The 17848-nt window shown below is 38.7% G+C and carries 14 protein-coding genes and 1 pseudogene; 9 read left to right on the plus strand and 6 right to left on the minus strand.

The window, feature by feature from the left end; genetic code table 11:
* Window positions 1-260: 260 nt before the first annotated feature.
* Both M886_RS17595 and M886_RS01025 read right to left on the minus strand, forming a co-directional pair.
* Window positions 261-1357: pseudogene (locus M886_RS17595) on the minus strand (IS630 family transposase).
* Window positions 1358-1589: 232 nt separating this feature from the next.
* A complete protein-coding gene (locus tag M886_RS01025; protein ID WP_015411337.1) occupies window positions 1590-2522 on the minus strand; it encodes a tetratricopeptide repeat protein in 933 nt (310 codons plus the stop codon).
* Window positions 2523-3173: 651 nt separating this feature from the next.
* Between M886_RS01025 and M886_RS18520 the strand changes: the two genes are divergently transcribed.
* The gene (locus M886_RS18520; RefSeq protein ID WP_155395738.1) at window positions 3174-3314 is read left to right on the plus strand and encodes a hypothetical protein; all 141 of its coding nucleotides are present in this window, start codon (window positions 3174-3176) and stop codon (window positions 3312-3314) included.
* A 107-nt stretch (window positions 3315-3421) separates the two neighbouring features.
* On the opposite strand, the gene M886_RS01030 is transcribed toward M886_RS18520, so the two are convergent.
* Window positions 3422-3733 (minus strand): hypothetical protein, encoded by a 312-nt coding sequence (locus M886_RS01030; protein ID WP_235203841.1) that lies wholly within the window; start codon window positions 3731-3733, stop codon window positions 3422-3424.
* Between the two features lie 92 nt (window positions 3734-3825).
* Between M886_RS01030 and M886_RS01035 the strand changes: the two genes are divergently transcribed.
* The 7 genes from M886_RS01035 to M886_RS01060 all read left to right on the plus strand — a co-directional run bounded on the left by M886_RS01035 (window position 3826) and on the right by M886_RS01060 (window position 10974).
* A complete protein-coding gene (locus M886_RS01035; RefSeq protein WP_011034314.1) occupies window positions 3826-5004 on the plus strand; it encodes an IS256-like element ISMma16 family transposase in 1179 nt (392 codons plus the stop codon).
* Window positions 5005-5596: 592 nt separating this feature from the next.
* Complete coding sequence (locus M886_RS01040; protein WP_084685027.1) at window positions 5597-6532, plus strand: ATP-grasp fold amidoligase family protein; 936 nt, start codon at window positions 5597-5599, stop codon at window positions 6530-6532.
* A gap of 576 nt (window positions 6533-7108) precedes the next feature.
* The gene (locus M886_RS01045) at window positions 7109-7684 is read left to right on the plus strand and encodes a phosphohydrolase (RefSeq protein WP_048036297.1); all 576 of its coding nucleotides are present in this window, start codon (window positions 7109-7111) and stop codon (window positions 7682-7684) included.
* A gap of 694 nt (window positions 7685-8378) precedes the next feature.
* Window positions 8379-9245 (plus strand): hypothetical protein, encoded by an 867-nt coding sequence (locus tag M886_RS01050; protein WP_226987728.1) that lies wholly within the window; start codon window positions 8379-8381, stop codon window positions 9243-9245.
* A 127-nt stretch (window positions 9246-9372) separates the two neighbouring features.
* Window positions 9373-9552, plus strand: a complete 180-nt coding sequence (locus M886_RS18160) for a hypothetical protein (RefSeq protein ID WP_054869727.1) — start codon at window positions 9373-9375, stop codon at window positions 9550-9552.
* A 164-nt stretch (window positions 9553-9716) separates the two neighbouring features.
* On the plus strand, window positions 9717-10124 hold the full coding sequence (locus tag M886_RS01055) for a DUF1699 family protein (protein WP_011032722.1): 408 nt from the start codon (window positions 9717-9719) through the stop codon (window positions 10122-10124).
* Between the two features lie 604 nt (window positions 10125-10728).
* Complete coding sequence (locus M886_RS01060) at window positions 10729-10974, plus strand: ChaB family protein (RefSeq protein WP_011032723.1); 246 nt, start codon at window positions 10729-10731, stop codon at window positions 10972-10974.
* Window positions 10975-11697: 723 nt separating this feature from the next.
* Here M886_RS01060 and M886_RS01065 read toward each other — a convergent pair.
* Complete coding sequence (locus M886_RS01065; RefSeq protein ID WP_011032724.1) at window positions 11698-12105, minus strand: DUF1699 family protein; 408 nt, start codon at window positions 12103-12105, stop codon at window positions 11698-11700.
* Window positions 12106-13143: 1038 nt separating this feature from the next.
* Between M886_RS01065 and M886_RS01070 the strand changes: the two genes are divergently transcribed.
* Complete coding sequence (locus tag M886_RS01070; protein ID WP_048039701.1) at window positions 13144-14700, plus strand: chromosome segregation ATPase; 1557 nt, start codon at window positions 13144-13146, stop codon at window positions 14698-14700.
* 39 nt (window positions 14701-14739) lie between these two features.
* On the opposite strand, the gene M886_RS01075 is transcribed toward M886_RS01070, so the two are convergent.
* Together M886_RS01075 and hypF are read right to left on the minus strand one after the other, a co-directional pair.
* A complete protein-coding gene (locus M886_RS01075) occupies window positions 14740-15195 on the minus strand; it encodes a DUF1699 family protein (protein ID WP_011032726.1) in 456 nt (151 codons plus the stop codon).
* Between the two features lie 142 nt (window positions 15196-15337).
* Window positions 15338-17656 carry a carbamoyltransferase HypF gene (hypF, locus tag M886_RS01080; protein ID WP_011032727.1) on the minus strand — a complete coding sequence of 773 codons (2319 nt, stop codon included), beginning with the start codon at window positions 17654-17656 and terminating at the stop codon, window positions 15338-15340.
* Window positions 17657-17848: the final 192 nt, after the last annotated feature.

Consider the following 17848-nt stretch of genomic DNA (forward strand, 5'->3'; position numbering starts at 1 on the left):
AATCTCGCCTACTTAAAAAATTAAAAACATAATATTTATATAAAATTCATAAGTTATTATTCATCGCATATATAAATTAATTTGTATTTGTGCCCACTGTCACTCGAATAAAAATAAGCGAGAGAAGCTGAAAAAGATATAAAACTAAATGAAAAAAGGAACTTTGAACACTAAAATACTGTCTTCTCGCACGTAATCAGACCTTGGTGACTTAGGGGTATAGCGCGTCCTTGGTAAAGACTAGTGTCATGACCATTTAATTATTTCACATAATACTTTGACATTTTCTCATCTGCATTCTTCCTTGTAAACTTCCATTCAATTTTCCTTTTGTGTTCATTCCTTCTCTTTGTCCATGAATCCACTTCATTTTTAAGCGTCTCGATGTTCCCGATCCTTCTTCCTGTACATTCGATATCCATGACATTGATCTCGATTTCAGCAGCATTGAGCCAGCTTGCATGTTTTGGCGTGTAATGGAACTCTATCTTGTCCAGAATCTTCTTTGCTTCCTCTTCTGAGAATGCTTCGTAGAATGACTTCTCTTTATGGATATTGAGATTATCCGTAACCAGTCTGATGACTTCTGCTTCAGAATATTTTTCTGTGACAAGAATCTTCATGAATTGTGCAAAATCCTTCATTGTTCTTCTTTTGGTTACCTGAGTTACCCTTTTTCCTGCTTTGAACTCTACCGCCATGAATATGTTTGCTGTTCCGTTCCTGACATACTCATAATCATATTTTTCTGAGCTTCCAAGCTTCATAGGAATGCTCATTCTTTTATCCCTGAGCAGTTGCTTAGGCTTCTCGTCAAGACAGATAAGAGGTTTTTTAGGATCATAATCCTCTTCATACAGACTAAGAATGTCATACATCCTGTCTCTATATTCAGTATCGATAGTCTGAATACACCACATCCTTCTTAACCAAGGTTTAGTTTTGCTTTTTTCAAAATAAGCCGAACACTCTCTTTACCTATAGTTTCAAATCCTTCTTTTTTCCTAAGTTCTTCAGTAAGCAGGGATAGCGACCATCTCTTGCTTCCATCAGGGGAACTGCTGCAGGCTAAAGCGATTACTTCTGCAACATGTTTTTCAGTGTATTTTATAGGTTGACCAGATCTTGATTTGTCAAAAAGAGCATTGGGGATACCTTCATCAAGGTATCTTTTCCGTATATTCAAGGTGGTACTCCTGGAAATACCTAATATTTTCACGATTTCAGTGATTTCTGTTTGCTGGTTTGATAGAAGGAGAATACGGGCTCGAGTTAGTTCTCTTGCGCTTTTACGTCCTTTTCTCACAAAATCCTGAAGGAAATTTACCTCATTATCTGCAAGTTGAATCTGTAGCATGAAGGTATAAAAGGATTCAACGTTTATAATGATGACTAATAATTAAATGGTTGAGACACTAGTGGCCGGGACGGTCAGACAAAAGTGACTTCATAAGCACCTGAAAATCTCGCCCGAGGCTTTTTCATATTAAAGGATCAGACTTAGAGGCTATTTTTTCGTGGAAAAATCTCATAAATTCAAAAAATGAAATTTAATTCTGGTTCGTACACTCCAATATAACACTGTCAGATTAACCAATTTTCTTTAATTTTTCGAGTGTCCTCTTCACTCCCGCCCTGGGATTAAGTTTCAATGCGGTTTCAAAATGCTTTATCGCTTCTGCATTATTTCCCTGCAAAAGGGATATTTCCCCCAGAACCCTGTGGATTTTTGACCTGGTATCCCTGTCAGAGAACCTTTTCAATCCTTTTTCCAGAGGAACTATAAGGTCAACATACTCTTGAGGGTAGGTACTTTCAGAGAGCTCTGATTTTAACCCATTGAGTGCTTCAAGAAATTCGATATCGTTTCCAGAATTGATGCAGTCATGCCGGTATAGTTTAGAATCAAGAAAAGTCCCTTCAAAGGTGTAGCGGTAAGTCCTGTTCTTATCGTGTATCAGATACAGGACTTTTCTTTTAGTATCAAAACGGTAGCTTTTTGCCCAGTTAAGCTCGCTTCCTATAGTTTCAGGCACTTTTTTCCACAATAGTTTTTTGTTCTTTATATCAAAGAAAAAAAGTCTGCAGCTATCCGACTTGCTGGTACTTTCCAGAGACTGACAAACAGCAAAACGCCCGTCATCTGAAATTCCGGCAGAGCCCAGATTTGCCCTGCACCTTTGTTTTATCAGAGTTTCTCCGTCGGAATTAATTACATGGAATACGCCATACATGCCCTTGGAGGTCAGGTCGCTGAGGAGAAACACTCCCGAGTTTGAAACCATTCCATTATCAGGGTGCCTCATCTTAGCCTGAAGTTTTATCTTCCCGCGATCCAGCAAAATGTATTTTCCGTTGTCACCTGAACTTTTCCACGCTAAAATGAACCTACCTTTTGATGACTGATGATATTCCCCTGTAAACTCACCTATTGATATAGAAGTGCCGTTTGTAGAATAATTCAATTTGGGGGATTTTTGAGAGTGTTTTACTTTATTTTTAAAAAAGTCAACCAAACCCATATTGTGAACACCGGAAACATGTATATTAATCAAAAACTATTCAGGTATAAACATCTGATTCTTTATAATGTTTCTGAATCTGATCGTTTTCTATTTCCTTTTTTTAGCCAGTTCCCGGAACTTTCTGGAGTTTTCCTGAAATTTAAAGCTCCTCAGGCCTTCAGTGCAGAACTCGTGCAGTAGAATTGAGAAATGAATAAGGTTAACCTGTAAATATAAAAAATAAAGGACAGAGAAAACAACAGGGCTGGGAAAAAGAAAAGAAGAAAAAAAGCTAAAAAAGAGTAGGGAAAGAAAAACCAACCAAGAGGGCTGAAAAGAAGAAAAAGTTTAATAAAACTAAAAAGAAGAAGAAGAAGAAGAAGTCAATTAATAAAAATAAAAAGAAGAAGTCAATTAATAAAAATCAAACTGCGGGCGGCCACCCCACCCTAAAGGATGGGGTATGCTTCGGGCCGCCCGCCCGGTTACTCGGGGACAGATAATTAAGCATCCTCTAACAAGGTTTCATGAACATAAGTGATTGAAATTTGCCTCGGTTTCCGGTCCGATTTACGATTATTATACAAGGAAGCTATGATTTAGAGATTTAAAGAGAAAAACGAAGAGGCGAGGGTTCACTTCATCCCCTACCTAAAGGAAGGGGTATTCGTGACCCTCTGCGCTCCCGTTGTAATAAAAAGAAGAAGTCAATTAATAAAAATAAAAAGAAGAAGTCAATTAATAAAAATAAAAAGAAGAAGTCAATTAATAAAAATAAAAAAAAAGAAAAAAGTAAATAAACAGAACTGATTTTTAAGTTCTGCATTTTCATGCCCAGAAGATCTCGAACTTAACCCTGATTTGCCTGAGTATTAAAAATAAGGGTGAACCAGGGAACAAAGTTTAGAGATGCCTGTTCAGTCTCCCTCTTCTTCAGCTTCAGGGTTCATAAACTCTTCAAAGCACGTAAGACATATACACTTATCGTCGGGGGATACCTCTTTAAAGTCCACTTTGAGACAGCCCGGCTTTACGATTCCCATCCTTAACATATAGAAGTGCTCACCGAATTCTACCGGCTGACCGCATCTCGAACATAAGAAGGGTGGATTCTCAACCGAGTCAGCTGCACACTCTATACATATCAGATCGGACTTATCCCCGTGAACGTCCTGGAATTTTATTGGTTTCATGTCCTGGCTGGTATCCACTACCAGCACGTCCTCCATCAGTTCCCGACCGCAAATATTACAAAATTCTTTTATTTTTTCGCCTCCCTTCATTATGTCGGGCAGTGTACCGAAAGTTCTGTAAATTATGATTGACTCTGTATCCTTTTCCTTTCACCACAAAAAAACAGGATGCGGAGTCAATGGTAGATTTATTCTCACTCATAAAAGATTATCTTGTCGATCAGGAAGATGGAATTCGCCATTTAATTACGTGGTTTTTAAATCTCGTAATGGAGGAGGAAGCCCTCCTCCAGGTTGGTGCACAACGTTATGAGAGGACTGATTCTCGTAAAGCCAGTAGAAATGGCTACAAACCCCGAACCCTCCTTACCAAGTATGGAGAACTTGAATTATTAAAACCTCAATTCCGTGAGTTTCCCTTTGAAACTCAGGTATTTGAGAAATATTCCCGAGTTGAACAGGCCATCTTATCCGCTGTAGCTGAATCTTACCTGCAAGGCGTTTCCACCCGAAGGGTGGATAAGGTCATGACTGCTTTGGGAGTTGAGGGAATCTCAGCCTCTTCAGTTTCCAGGATTACAAAAGAGCTGGATGAGAAAGTTTCAGAATTTTTGTCAAAGCCAATAGAACACGAAATTCCTTATTTGTTTATTGATGCTACTTATCTCAAAGTAAGAGATGGACTTCATTACGAAAATAAAGCTCTCTTTATAGTTTCTGGAGTCAGGGATGATGGTTTTCGCGAGATTCTTGGAGCAAGATTGGCAGACAGCGAAGACTCTCTGTTCTGGCAAGATCTATTCGAAGACCTGAAAGAAAGAGGGTTAAGAGGTGTCAAGTTAATTGTTTCTGATGGTCATAAAGGAATACAAAAAGCAGTTAGAGAATCCTTTATCGGATCAAGCTGGCAGATGTGCCACGTTCATCTGATAAGGCAAGCTCTAAAAAAGGTTCAAAAAAAGAAGCAAAAAGAAGTAGCAGATAAGATAAAAGAAGCATTGGTAGACCGTCATAAATACAATGATTTGATAAGGGAACTGGATAAGATGGAATATAAAAGTGCAGCTGATACTCTTGAGAATTTTCAGTATGATGTAATGAATTACATGCAGTTTCCACAGAGTCATTGGAGAAAAATAAGGACGACAAATATGATGGAGAGAACTAACAAGGAGATAAAAAGAAGAACCAAAGTTGTAGGAGCATTCCCTAACCAGGAATCAGTATTGAGACTGGTAGTCTCAATACTCATTGATATAAATGAAGACTGGATTACTGGAAACAGGTATATAGTAATGGAGCAGTAATCAAAAAAGAAGACTAAGGGGTATAGAGCAAATTTTACAGAAAATTAGGCACACTGCCTTATGTCGCCTCTATTCCAGATAGATTCTCAAAAAATCTCTTGTCAAGCCCTTAAAAGGTATTAGTTTCCCCGTTTTTCACTTAAGTATCACCTATTTTCCAGGCCCATATATTGTTTATATCAAAACAGATATTTAAAAATATTGATATTTTAATCTGTTGTCACTTAATTCAGTATTTTCATAATTAGAGTTCATCTATATCTTGTAGAAACTTTAAGCAGAAGTTTTTCAGAAATCAAGGTTGCAGTTTAAGCTCCGAATACTGCCCTTCAATGGACCGTCAATAGTTTATGCATCAAGAATTAATTCGAGTTTCTTGCTGCCGAGTTCATTTGTACTTATTAAAATTTGGGATATGTTCGCGATTAAGATGGAGGTTAATAATTTCAGGAAGATATTTTATGAGTTCACCCCCACATATGATTTTTTAGAAATTTAATGGCCGAAATCTATATACGTGTAATGCCTAAATTAAGTATCTTGGAAAGTCTAAAGACACCGAAATGACCCTCCATTTAAGGAGTGGAATAATATGGAAACACATGAGTTTATAAAATATGTCAAAAAATCAATGACACACCCACTGATGATTATTTCTGCCATGAATTATTATGGATTGTTAAAATGGTTGCCGGACAAAACACTTTTAGAAATTGATTTTAAAGCCCGCCACGGCAAAAAACTTGATTTGGACAATCCGATTACATTTAATGAAAAGCTCCAGTGGCTTAAATTATATGATAGAGACCCTGCTTACACGCAAATGGTGGATAAATATGCTGTCTATCAATACGTATCTGAAAAGATCGGTGAAAAGTATCTAATACCGCTACTGGGGGTATGGGATAGTACAAAAGACATCGATTTTGACAAATTGACGGATCAATTCGTTCTTAAACCCACTCATGACTCAGGATGTTGCGTGATCTGTACAGATAAAGAAACATTTTCCCGGAATAAGGCAATTAAAAAACTCAATGCAGCCCTTCACCGTAATTATTATTATTCGGGACGTGAATGGCCATATAAAGATGTAAAACCGCGTATTATCGCCCAGAAATACATTGTCGATGAGTCCGGGTATGAATTGAAGGATTACAAAATATTTTGTTTCGATGGTGTGCCGAAACTGATTCATGTGGATTTCAACAGGTTCACGGATAATCATCAAAGGAATATTTACACCCCCTCGTGGGAATATGTCCCAATGTCGATCCTGTATCCAACATCACCTGAGACAAAAGTTGAGAAACCGGTTGTCCTGAAAGAAATGCTGACTATTGCAAAAAATCTCTCAGCAGGAATACCGCATGTACGTGTTGATCTTTATGTAGTCGGTGAGAAAATCTATTTTGGTGAACTGACCTTTTATCATGACAGTGGGCACACAACGTTCAATCCTTCCGAGTGGGACGAAACAATGGGTTCATGGATCAGGTTGCCAGGGAAGATAAGGACTGATAATTAACATAGACACAACAATTCTTCCTTATTTGTTGGATAAATTCAAAAAATATGGCAAATTTAAGAGAAAAAACAGAATGAGACGATTTCCCAGTTTCCCACCGTTATTTCAACTGGAAAAAATAAAATAGATTTGGAGTTAAAAGAAGGAAAATTGAGTCTTAAATTATAAATTGAGGCTTATTTCTAATTTTTTTGATTTACTTTGTCCCTGAGACTGACAAGGTCCAGGTTCAAATCCCTCCCGAGGCTCTTTTCTTTTTTTATTTCATACATTTTAAAGTCTATTTTTAATGAAATAATTGAAAAAACCAGCTGAACTTAAAAAATAAACTTATATTTAGAGTTGAAAACACAATAGAATTAAAAAAATCCTGTTAATAAAAATATGATTTTTATCCGACCCTGGTTTTGGAATTACAGATCTATAGGGATTAATTTGCATTCATTCCATCCACTAACAGAATTCTGGCTTATGTACAGTTTTGACAAAACAGTTCAAGTTTGTATATTTATTCTGGAATTTATTATGAAATCTTTATTTATAATTAAAAATCATTATATATCTGGTGATCTCTGTATGTGTCAATCCGAAGTCTACGTGGCAGCAGATCTATACCTCGGATATAACAACATTATAAGGCGCAACAATCGCCCATTTATGAACGTGGAAGAAATGAATAAATTGTTGCTCAGGAACTGGAACGATACCGTTTGCTCTGACGATATCGTTTATTTCCTGGGCGACATATCTTATGGAGAAAGCGCAAAAAACATAGATTACTGGTTAAAACGTCTGTCAGGAAATATTGTATTTATAAAAGGAGACTATGATTTCTCTGACGAAATGGAATTCCTGCTGGATTATGTGAATGTAGACATTGGCGGCAGGCACTTCTGCCTTGTACATAACCCTGCAGATGCTCCGGAAGATTTTGACGGCTGGATAATCCACGCACACAATTACAGCCACGATCTTCAAAAGCACCCCTTTGTGGACCGCGAAAGGAAAACAATAAATATCTCAATGGAGGCTACAGAGTATCGCCCTGTATCGTTTACTGAGATAGAAGGAGTTGTTTCCTGGGCTGAGTCAATCTACTCGAGGCCGGACTACCTGGCTACCTATGAAGTCCCTGAAATTATGCAGGATTAAACAAACAATATTTTTAAACATTTATTGAGACCAGTTTATTTATAAACTATATTTGAAAGGATTCCGGAGCTGTAAAAGCGCCTGCAACAGGAATCCATTCCATATTTCTCATTGAGCCGATTTCAAAAATGAGGTTAAATCAGACTTCCTACCGGGCTCATTACTTGATTGGTGATCTCGTTTAAGATGTGAGGAGTTATCTCATTTAATACTCGACTTGATGAGTGATCTCATTTAATTATACATTTTCTTATCATTCATTGTTTCCGGAAGAAAACGCTTGCATCAACTCTCCGGAAAGCCGGCACGAATCCCTAATCAGCATATTACCTTCCGTTCTTAAAACGGCATCATTGTTTGCGCGCCTGCTTTTATTTTTAACCGTCTCTAAGATAAAATTCGCACTTCACATCTGCAGATCCTAATCAGCATCTTCAAACCTGAAATTTAAAATCTACAAACCTGAAATTTAAAACTGTACAGGATTCTCCGCTTGCTCAATATCTTTATCAGTAATGAGAGTAATGTTTTTCCTTCCCCGAGTAGTTTGAACGGTTATGATATAGCTTTTTTCAGCTCGAAAGGTTAGAAAATAGTATTATGGAATAAAACAGCAATAGAAAATACGATATATTGAGGACATACTGTAAAACAAGGGGGAATAAAAATAACCGATAACAAATGTACCGTTTTAATTTATTACCATGATGATAATGACGGATGCTGTTCGGCTGCAGTGGCTGGAAATATCTATGACCGGAATGAATTTGCCATAAAGTTCGTTGCTATAAATTACGGTAAAGAGTCATGGAATGAGGAAGAAATAAGGGCAGCAGAAAAGGTATGGCTTCTTGACTTCACAAGCGATAAAATGGAAGAATTCGCAGAGGTTTGCGGGTCCAAGCTGATATGGATAGATCACCACAGGACAGCTATGGAGAAATTTCCGGACCTGTGGACTTCGGAAAGCATTCCTGGAATAAGGTCCATTGAAAAGGCAGCCTGTGTACTTACATGGGAGTACACGCATCCAGATCATGTTTCACCTCCTGAAGCTGTCGCCTATATCGGGGATAAGGACATGTGGAGGTTTGAATACCCTGAGACCAGAGCTTTCAGTGCAGGCTTCAGTCTGATGGTAAAAACCCCTGATGACCCACTATGGGACATGCTTCTCGGTTCCGGATATAAAGAAACCGTAAACAGAATGATATCAATTGGTGAATTACTCCTGGAATCCCAGAATTACAAGCTTCAGAAAGCATTTGACCGGGGAGTGGATTATACTTTTCATAACTGGAAAGCCAGGCTTGTTAACACCACAGGGAATATTTCCGAACTTGGAGAATTTATATACAGGAAGCCTGAATATGATATTGCCGTAATGTGGCAGGCTGTAGAGGACATGATAGTATTCAGCCTGAGGTCTGACTCGGGAAATCCGGACTCACCCGATTGTGCAAAAATTGCTCAGCAGTATGGCGGTGGAGGACATAAGAACGCAGCCGGGTTCCAGAAAAAGAATATAGATTTTCCAGGCCTGCTTTTTAGTCAGGTCTGAAAATTGGAATTTACTCATTTTTTCAGGCTTAAAAAGAGAATAACTCATTATATAGGTTTCAAGGCTATCGATTTTAAAACTATCAATTTTAAAAAACTAACATTTTAAACCATTCTTTTTTATTTTCGTGCCTGACCCTGAGATTGTTTTTCCTCAGCCTGAATGGACAGGAAAACCTGATGAAAATCTGAAGCTGAAAGAAGTATTGATCAAAATAAATTTATCAGTTGTGGGAAAAAATTATAGCATGAAAAAGAATAGAAATCGAGAGGAGAATAAAAGGGAAATAATACTAAATAGTCTCTAATACCTGCTTTTGACTTCAAATATCAATTAAACAAATATAATATGGATGATCTCTCAAGAATACTATCTAAATAATATTAGCTTAATGAGATAACTATTTATAATAAGTGTATGTACTTTATATCAAAGAACAATCAAAAAAGAACCTGACAGTGGGGGAAAAATATGAGAATACGAGTAGTAAGTTCAAGAGAAGAAATCTTTACACTTAATCCGAATGAGCGACTTGTTCACCTGGCATTCAGGCCGTCCAACAAAGATATCTTTGGACTGGTTGAAACCTGTCCGAAGATTGAGGTAATTCAGTTACCCAAATCGTATATGGCTACTGTCTCAAAGTCCATAGAAATGTTCCTTCAGATGCAGAGGGTTCAGCTCATAGAAGGGGACGTCTGGGGACACAGAAAGGACATAAACGAATATTATGCAATTCCGTCCTCAGTGATTGAAAAAATCAAGGAAATGAAAAATGAAGGAAAAGCTGCTGAGGAGATTGAGAAAAAAATTGCACGGGAAAGCAAGCTTAACCCCGGGATGGTCGCTTATATCATGAACAAAGAAGCTTCTTTCTGAGTTCAAATGCGAAAAAAGCTGGTGAGTCTCTTACTGGGGACTGGATAGACAGCAGCGTGCAGGCCTTATGTCATCCGGTCTCCAGCTTAAATTGATTTATTAATTCTGTATCCCTGATTGAGTGACTGAGATTGCCAGAGTACATATCCAGGCCGTTTGCTTTGAAATTTTCAGTATTAAGAAATATTATTCGAGGGGATGATTTTTGATATAATTAATTTAAAATAATTTATGTTATTTATTATAGATTGGAGTTGGGAAGTAGAGGGGTACAATCTACCACATAAAGAATCACCTGGGGGTCACTGATCCTTCTTCAAATCCACATGCTTGGGGGAGCATATATTGATTTGGAGACTGTATTGGGGGATACGGCAAGGATACAGTGCCTCTGGGTTTCTTCTTACTATTTTTGTCAAGCCCTATCAAATTTTGTCAAACCCTATCAAATACTTTATTTTGATTGTTTCATCATAACCTGATGCTCTAAGGGACCTGTTAATAGTCCTGACCGCATCCCATACTCAATTAAGTAATAAAAATGACCGCAGAACCGCAAGAATGTTTTTAAAAAATAGTCTCCTGCAGAAAATGGGGGAAACAAATGCCGGAGAAACAAATACCATATAAAAATAATTCTGAACTTCCAGACAGTGTGAAAGATAATCTGCCCGGGCACGGCCAGGATATTTATAGAGAAGCTTATAACAGTGCGTGGGAAGAATATAAAGACCCTTCGGAAAGAAAAAGGGATTCTTCAAGGGAAGAAACGGCACACAGGGTTGCCTGGAGTGCGGTTAAAAAGAAATATGAAAAGAATTCTGAAGGTAACTGGGTAGAAAAGGACTGAAATTTGATATTCAAATTTATAATCGGTTTTTGGAATTCCGGTTTAGTTTCTGGGATTTTAGTTGTTTATAGAATGGAGGTTTTCTTTCAGGGCAGTCTCCTTTAGAAAAAGGTAAAAAAGATTTATCATACAATTCTTTTATCCATTAACTTGGACCACTCATTCGTTCTCAGAATCACACAATTTTATTTATCCACAGATACAGCATTTTCAGATCACGAACTCCACCATATTCGACTTAATCTACCTCGGAAAAAACTGTAGATTGCGGGAATATCCAGTACAGAAAGCACATCTGTAACTACCACATTCAGTCCTCCTTGAATTCTTTGGTCCTCCTTGAATACTTTGGTCCTCCTTGAATACTTTGGTCCTCCCTGAATACTTTGGTCCTCCCTGAATACTTTAATCCTTTCTGAGTACTTCAGATCTTAAGCTTTTTTCCTTCCAGTAAACTGTTACTTTTTCAAGATTAGGGAAATTAAATATTCACCATAACAGGGGGTTTAAAAAAGAAGTATTATAAAACTGATGCCAACAAGAATAAAAAAGTAATTAAAAATAAAAAGTAGTAAAAATAAAGTGATAATAAAAATTTAAAAGTAATAAAGCGTTATGAGGTTGCACTTAAAAAGTAACACAAAATGAAAAAATAATAAAATTACAAAGCAATAAAAATTAAAAGAAAAATGAAATGGGAGCCTTAAAATAAACTTTTGAGGCTCAGGCACTGACATCCTTTCTGAGGATGTAAGCAACCATTTCGGGGTTAAGTTTGCTCTCCCTTGAGACTTTTTCTTCAATAGCCTCAGTGGATTTGCCTTCAACCTTCAATTCCCTTATCTCCTCAATTATAGAGGAAGGAATGCGATAATATTCGTTTATGTCTTTTCTGTGTCCCCAGACATCTCCTTCTATGAGCTGAATGCGCTGCATTTCAAGGAACATCTCTATGGACTTCGACACCGTGCGCCTGTAAGATTTAGGAAGCTGTATTACCTCAATCTTCGGGCAGTTCTCAACCAAAGAGAAAATATCTTTGTTTGAAGGCCTGAATGCCAGGTGAACTATTCTTTCGTTGGGATTCAATGTAAATATTTCTTCTCTAGAACTCACAACCCTTATTTTCAAAGTTTGTCCTCCCGATCTATTGATTTTTTTTCATCTGAAGATAAAAAATTCTTCATTAAATATTTTTCTATAACTACATGATTTATTTGTAAAGAACTAGTATTTACATACTTTCTTTTAGTTTTGGCAGTTTTCAGATATATTTATATAAACGATATCTAGTGCCCCACTTAGTTAAACATACTAAATAAATAGAGAATACTACATTCTGAAAACCATGGGGAGTAAAACTAAGAAAAAACCAGAATATAGTGAAATTTTATTTCTTTTGTCACAGGTCAGGGCATCTATAATATTTTACCGCGTATTGATGCAAACTCTGGATAAACCCCTGTATTTTATGAAAACTCTCACGGTATGTGAAGTATTACTGAGGTTCTCGAGAGAAGTTCAACCCTCCAGAAAGTAGTTACTCAATATTTACTAGAGACAGGTCCCCCAATATAAGAGACAACTGCCTCATTAAATAGACATAAATGTCATGCTATAGACAGGCAACTATAGATAGGCAACTTTTGATAATAAACAGGCAAATAGGAGATATATGATTAAATAGCCGGATTATCCGATCTAACTTAATCACGTTTAATCACGTATTTTCCGGCTGAAACTCAATTAATTATAATAGTTTTCGTATTTATGAATCAAATTTTCTAAACCATCTGAATACTCTTTTTTGCAGGCAAAAAGCAAGTATAACGAAAAGGAAAAAATCTGAGCAGATACTCGATTTCTCAGGACATATTTGATCTGTTATCAATAAAATAATCTTTAATAAATGTATCCATTTTGTACGATAGTGGAAAAGTAAGAATGTAGTTCTGCCCGCGCCTAAAAAATATTTATATATTTCCATAACTGCCGTGTTTTGCGCCTGTCAGATTGAACTTCAGATTGAATAATGGATCTTTCAAAAGGCAGGAGAGCTTCTTCTGAAAAATGCAACTGGCTAACTTTAAAAATGCCCTGAAAGTCACATAACTTTTATAAAATGTCGTGTTCATTATACTTCAGACACTACTTTAAAGAGGCTCATGCATGGAAGATCCTGTTATCTCAAGAATAAAAAACCAGTTTGATAAGAAAGGAAATCCGGCAAAGATTCCGCTTATGAGCGGGAAGCAGTTTTTTGAAGCCCGAGCCGAAAATGACGGAATCTATGTTGACAACCTGAAAAATCAGCCTTTTCTCCCATGGAGAGCATTTTACGAGACAGTTAATTTCCTTCAAAAAAATGGTGGAAAGGCAAAAAAAGGAAATGCGACAGGCTCAAGGCTGGGAGATACAAACCTTGACCTGAACACCGTTGAAGGGTATATTGCCAGTGAAGTCTACGGCTGCAAAACAGGAGAAACCGTATTTAAGAGGATAACATCAATAGCCTCTATTCTCGACTGGGCTGAAATCTGCGAAAACACGAGGGGGCAGCTCGTCCTTCTTACAGAAAAAGAAGGAAGAGAAAAGGGAGAGTTTATAAATGCCCTTAATATCCAGCTTTTAAAAAAGGATTCCGAGCTAAACAGCCTGGAAACAAAGCTTTCGGAAAGCCTGCAGAGAATTGAAGAACTTGAAGAACAGGTTGCAGGCAGGGACAGGGAGATTGCCACCCTGAAAGAAGGGCTCGAAGCAAAAACAGGAAACGTGAATATTCTTGAGAAATCCCTGTCGAGCTCACAGGAAATCATAAAAGACTTTGAAGAAAAGATTAAAGAGAAAGAAATAGAGATCAAAGAAATTGACAGACTTACTTCTGAAAAGGCAGATAAAATCGGGAAATTCGAACAGGAAAGAATTGAAAAGGAAGAAGAAATAGGAAACCTTCGGAATTGCCTTGCTAAAAGGGACGAAGCTGTAAAAGACCTGGAAGGTCAGCTCATTAAAAAAGAGGAAGCAATAAATGGACTCGAAAGCAGGATCGCTCAAAAAAGCAGTGTTCTTGAAGAACTAAAATCCCGGCTGAATGAAAGGGAAGAAGCCATAACCGTTTATGAAAAGGATATTCAGGAAAAAGGCTCAAGAATTCAGGAACTGAGTGAGACTATTTCAGACAGGAATAAGGGAATAGAAGAACTTGAGTCCAGGCTTGATGAAAAAGAACAGGAGAAAAGTAACCTTGAGGAGTCACTCAGGGCAAAAATAGAAGAAATAAAAGTCATTCATGAAAAATTCCTTGAAAAAGAAAGAGCTGTGGAAAAGCTTGAAGAAAGCATTTCAGTGAGGGACAGGGACATTAAAACTCTTGCTGACGAGGTAATCACAAAGAGCGGGGAAATGAAGAGAATTGAGGAAAAACTGACCGCTAAAGAGAGAAAGATAAATACACTGGAATCCATGCTTGCAACGAGCGGAGAAAGAGTAAAAAAGCTCGAAAAGCAGATCTCGGAATATAAAGGGGAAGAAAAACTCGCAGAAGAGCTGATGGAAAAAGACGAGCTGGTAAAACAGCTTAAAAGAACGCTCGTAAGTAAAGAAGAAGAAGTTTCCCGGCTTAACGAAGAAAACAGAAGATACAGGCTGCAGCAGAAATATTCATCTGAAGGATTAAAGCAGATAGAAGAGCAAAAAGCCTCAAAGAAGTGGTGGAAACGCCTTTAAGCCTGAAATAACACTTTTTCTTAAAACTGGCTTCAAAACTTAAACTCTATTCATTTCCGGTCTTTCAGAGCCCGGTGAAAGGAAAGAACTGTGAAGCAGATGGAGAATCATATCAGGGCTGATTTTCCTGAGGTTCGTTACCTCACCAATAATTTCTTCTTCGGTCCTTCCCTGAACCTCCAGTTCCTTTATTTTTTCAAGCACATAAGAAGGGATTACAAAATAATTATTAAGGTCATGCCAGTGCCCGCTGACATCCCCCTTTACAAGATGGATGCCCGAAGAGGATAAATACATTTTTATAAATTTTGAGAGCCCGTCATAGGAAGACGCTGGAAGCTGAAGTATCTCAATTGAAGGACATGTCTTGACAAGACTGAAAAGATCCTTATCCGAGGGCCGAAAAGCGAGATGTACTGCCCTCTCTTCCTGTTCAAGGCTAGGGATTTCATCCCTGTTTGTTACCACTCTAATTCGTATACTACCTAGCCCCATTTTATGCTCCCACTCCTATATGTAAGCACGGATCATTTATTTAATTTTGTATTCCAGTTTTCAGGATCAAATTTCAGTATGTTGGATGAGTAAGCCCCTGACGGGAAACATCAGAAGCTGTGAAAGTTGGTTATTTCCTCTATTAAACTCTCTCCGGAACCTGATTACTTTCTGGATCTGTTCTGAGCCCGCCTGCTATTGCCTGCCCGAATGAAATACATCCGTCTCCGCACGGCGCCTGGCGGTGGGCGAGGAACTCAAAACCTGCTTCTGCAACAGTTCCTGCAATGCACGAGGTGATGTGATCATTATAGGCAACTCCTCCGCTCAGACCTATCTTCTCAAGCCCTCTTTTTGCGGCAAGAGATAAGGAAAGTTCTGAAATTCCCTTTGCAAGGCTTTCCTCAACCGCAAAAGCAAGATTTTCAGGAGAATACTTACCGGAAAGCTCATATGCCCCAAGAAGAAGCTCGGTAGTATCAAGCACAGGAACTCCTGAGCCCCCGTATTTTTTGAATACTATGGGAAGATCGACAACATGCGTGCTTTTCTTTGCGGCAGATTCGAGCTTCATTGCAGGCTCTCCATCATAGGTCCTTATTTTGCAGATTTCAAGAAGTGCAGAGGCGGCATCAAGTACTCTCCCGGTACTGCTGCTCTGGACAACATTTATCCCGGTTTCAAGCTGTTTCAACACAGTTGAAAGCTCCCTGTCCCCCTGAGGAAAAACAAGGGGGAGTTTTTCCAGTTCTGGTCTCCCAAGCTTCTCGAAAAGGATACCAAGGACCATCCTTGAAGGTACCCTGGAAGCAAGGTCTCCGCCCGGCATTGGTTGAGGGAGTAAATGCCCTATACGTTCGTATCCGAAGTAAGATGATTCAAAGAGTTCTCCGCCCCAGATTGTCCCGTCACCTCCATATCCTACCCCATCAAGAGCGATTCCGAGAATTCTGGAACCCAGAGGCAGGGAGTTGTCAGCCATGAGTGCCAGCATATGGGCGTAATGATGCTGGATCTTGAGTGTATTCTCCCCTCCCATTTTCAGCGCAAAACGGGTTGTGTTGAATGAAGGGTGAAGGTCACAGCTCCAGTGGAGAGGTTCAATTCCGGTAAGCCGGATAAGGTGCCTGACAACCTCGGAGTGATACCTGTAGGTTTCCACATGGCTGGTATTTCCTATATACTGGGATATATAGGCAAGTTTTCCCTTTGCCACGGTAACGGTAGAATTCATCTCAGCGCCAACCCCTATAGAAGCTTCTATTTCAAAAGGCAGTTCCACGGGTTCAGGCACATATCCGCGGGAACGCCGGATAAAGGCAGCCTGCCCATTTACAATACGGATAACCGTATCATCGTTCCTGTTTGCAATGACCCTGTTGTGCAGAAGGTAAAAGTCGACGATTCCTTTCAGTTTTTCGAGAGCCTCCCTGTTATCAACGACCATTGGCCTTCCCGGGAGATTCGCCGAGGTCATAACATATACAGCATCAGGCACACGGTCAAAAAGCAGATTCTGTGTGCCTGTGTAGGGGAGCATGACCCCTATATTGTGCAGTCCGGGAGAAACCGAATCTGCCAGATTGAATTCTTCTGACCTGGGAAGCACTGTGATAGGCCGGCGGTGAGAGGTGAGATATTCCCTGCCTGCGCCTTCAAGATCTGCAAAAGATTCCGCAACACCTGCATTTTTTGCCATGACCGCAAAAGGTTGCTCCGGACGCTTTAACCGTCTCCTGAGCTCATTTACGGGTTCTTCCTGTCGTGCGTTGCAGGCAATATGGAAACCTCCGAAGCCTTTTACAGCAAGAATCGAGCCTTCCTGAAGGAGGTCTGAGGCACTGGCAATTGCTTCATAACCTCTTGACAGTACATTTCCTTCACGATCGGAAAGCCAGATCTCAGGCCCGCACTTCGGGCAGCAAACAGGCTGCGCGTGATACCTTCGATTAAGAGGGTCAGTATACTCTTTTTCGCACTCCGGACAGAGGGGAAAATCTGCCATAGTGGTATTTTCCCGGTCGTAAGGTAGGGTTCTTACTGTTGTATACCTGGGCCCGCAATTTGTGCATACGGTAAAAGGATAATGGTAATACCTGGAAGAAGGATCGAAAATCTCAGACCTGCACTGTTCACAAATAGCCGTATCTGGAGGAATTATGGAATTTTCAAATACTCCGGATTCACTGGGAACGATAATAAATCCGGAATATCCTGAAAAAGGCACGTTCTTTGTTCTGAGTTCAGTAATTTTAGCAAGAGGAGGTTTTTTTTCAGGAAGTTCTTTAAGAAAATTATCAAGGCATTCCCGATCTCCTTCTATAAGGATTTCCACGTAGTTTCCCAGATTTTTCACGTATCCGGAAAGCCCATTGGCTTTTGCAAGCTGATATATAAAAGGGCGAAAACCTACACCCTGTACAATACCGGTAATATGGAGAAGCCTTGACTCGTTTTGCATATATGCAAAGATTACCGTTTGTCATTAAAATAGCTTTCTAAATAATAAAAACATCCAGCAATACATCATTAGTAATATATCATTAATAGATTAAAATATGAACCAGGGATTGAATGCGTAGAAAACACGCAAGTTACAATCAGGTGAACAGAAAAAACAATAACAATATTCAGGAAAAACGATAACAATATA

Origin of the sequence: Methanosarcina soligelidi, assembly GCF_000744315.1 — an archaeon.
Taxonomy (GTDB): Archaea; Halobacteriota; Methanosarcinia; order Methanosarcinales; family Methanosarcinaceae; genus Methanosarcina; species Methanosarcina mazei.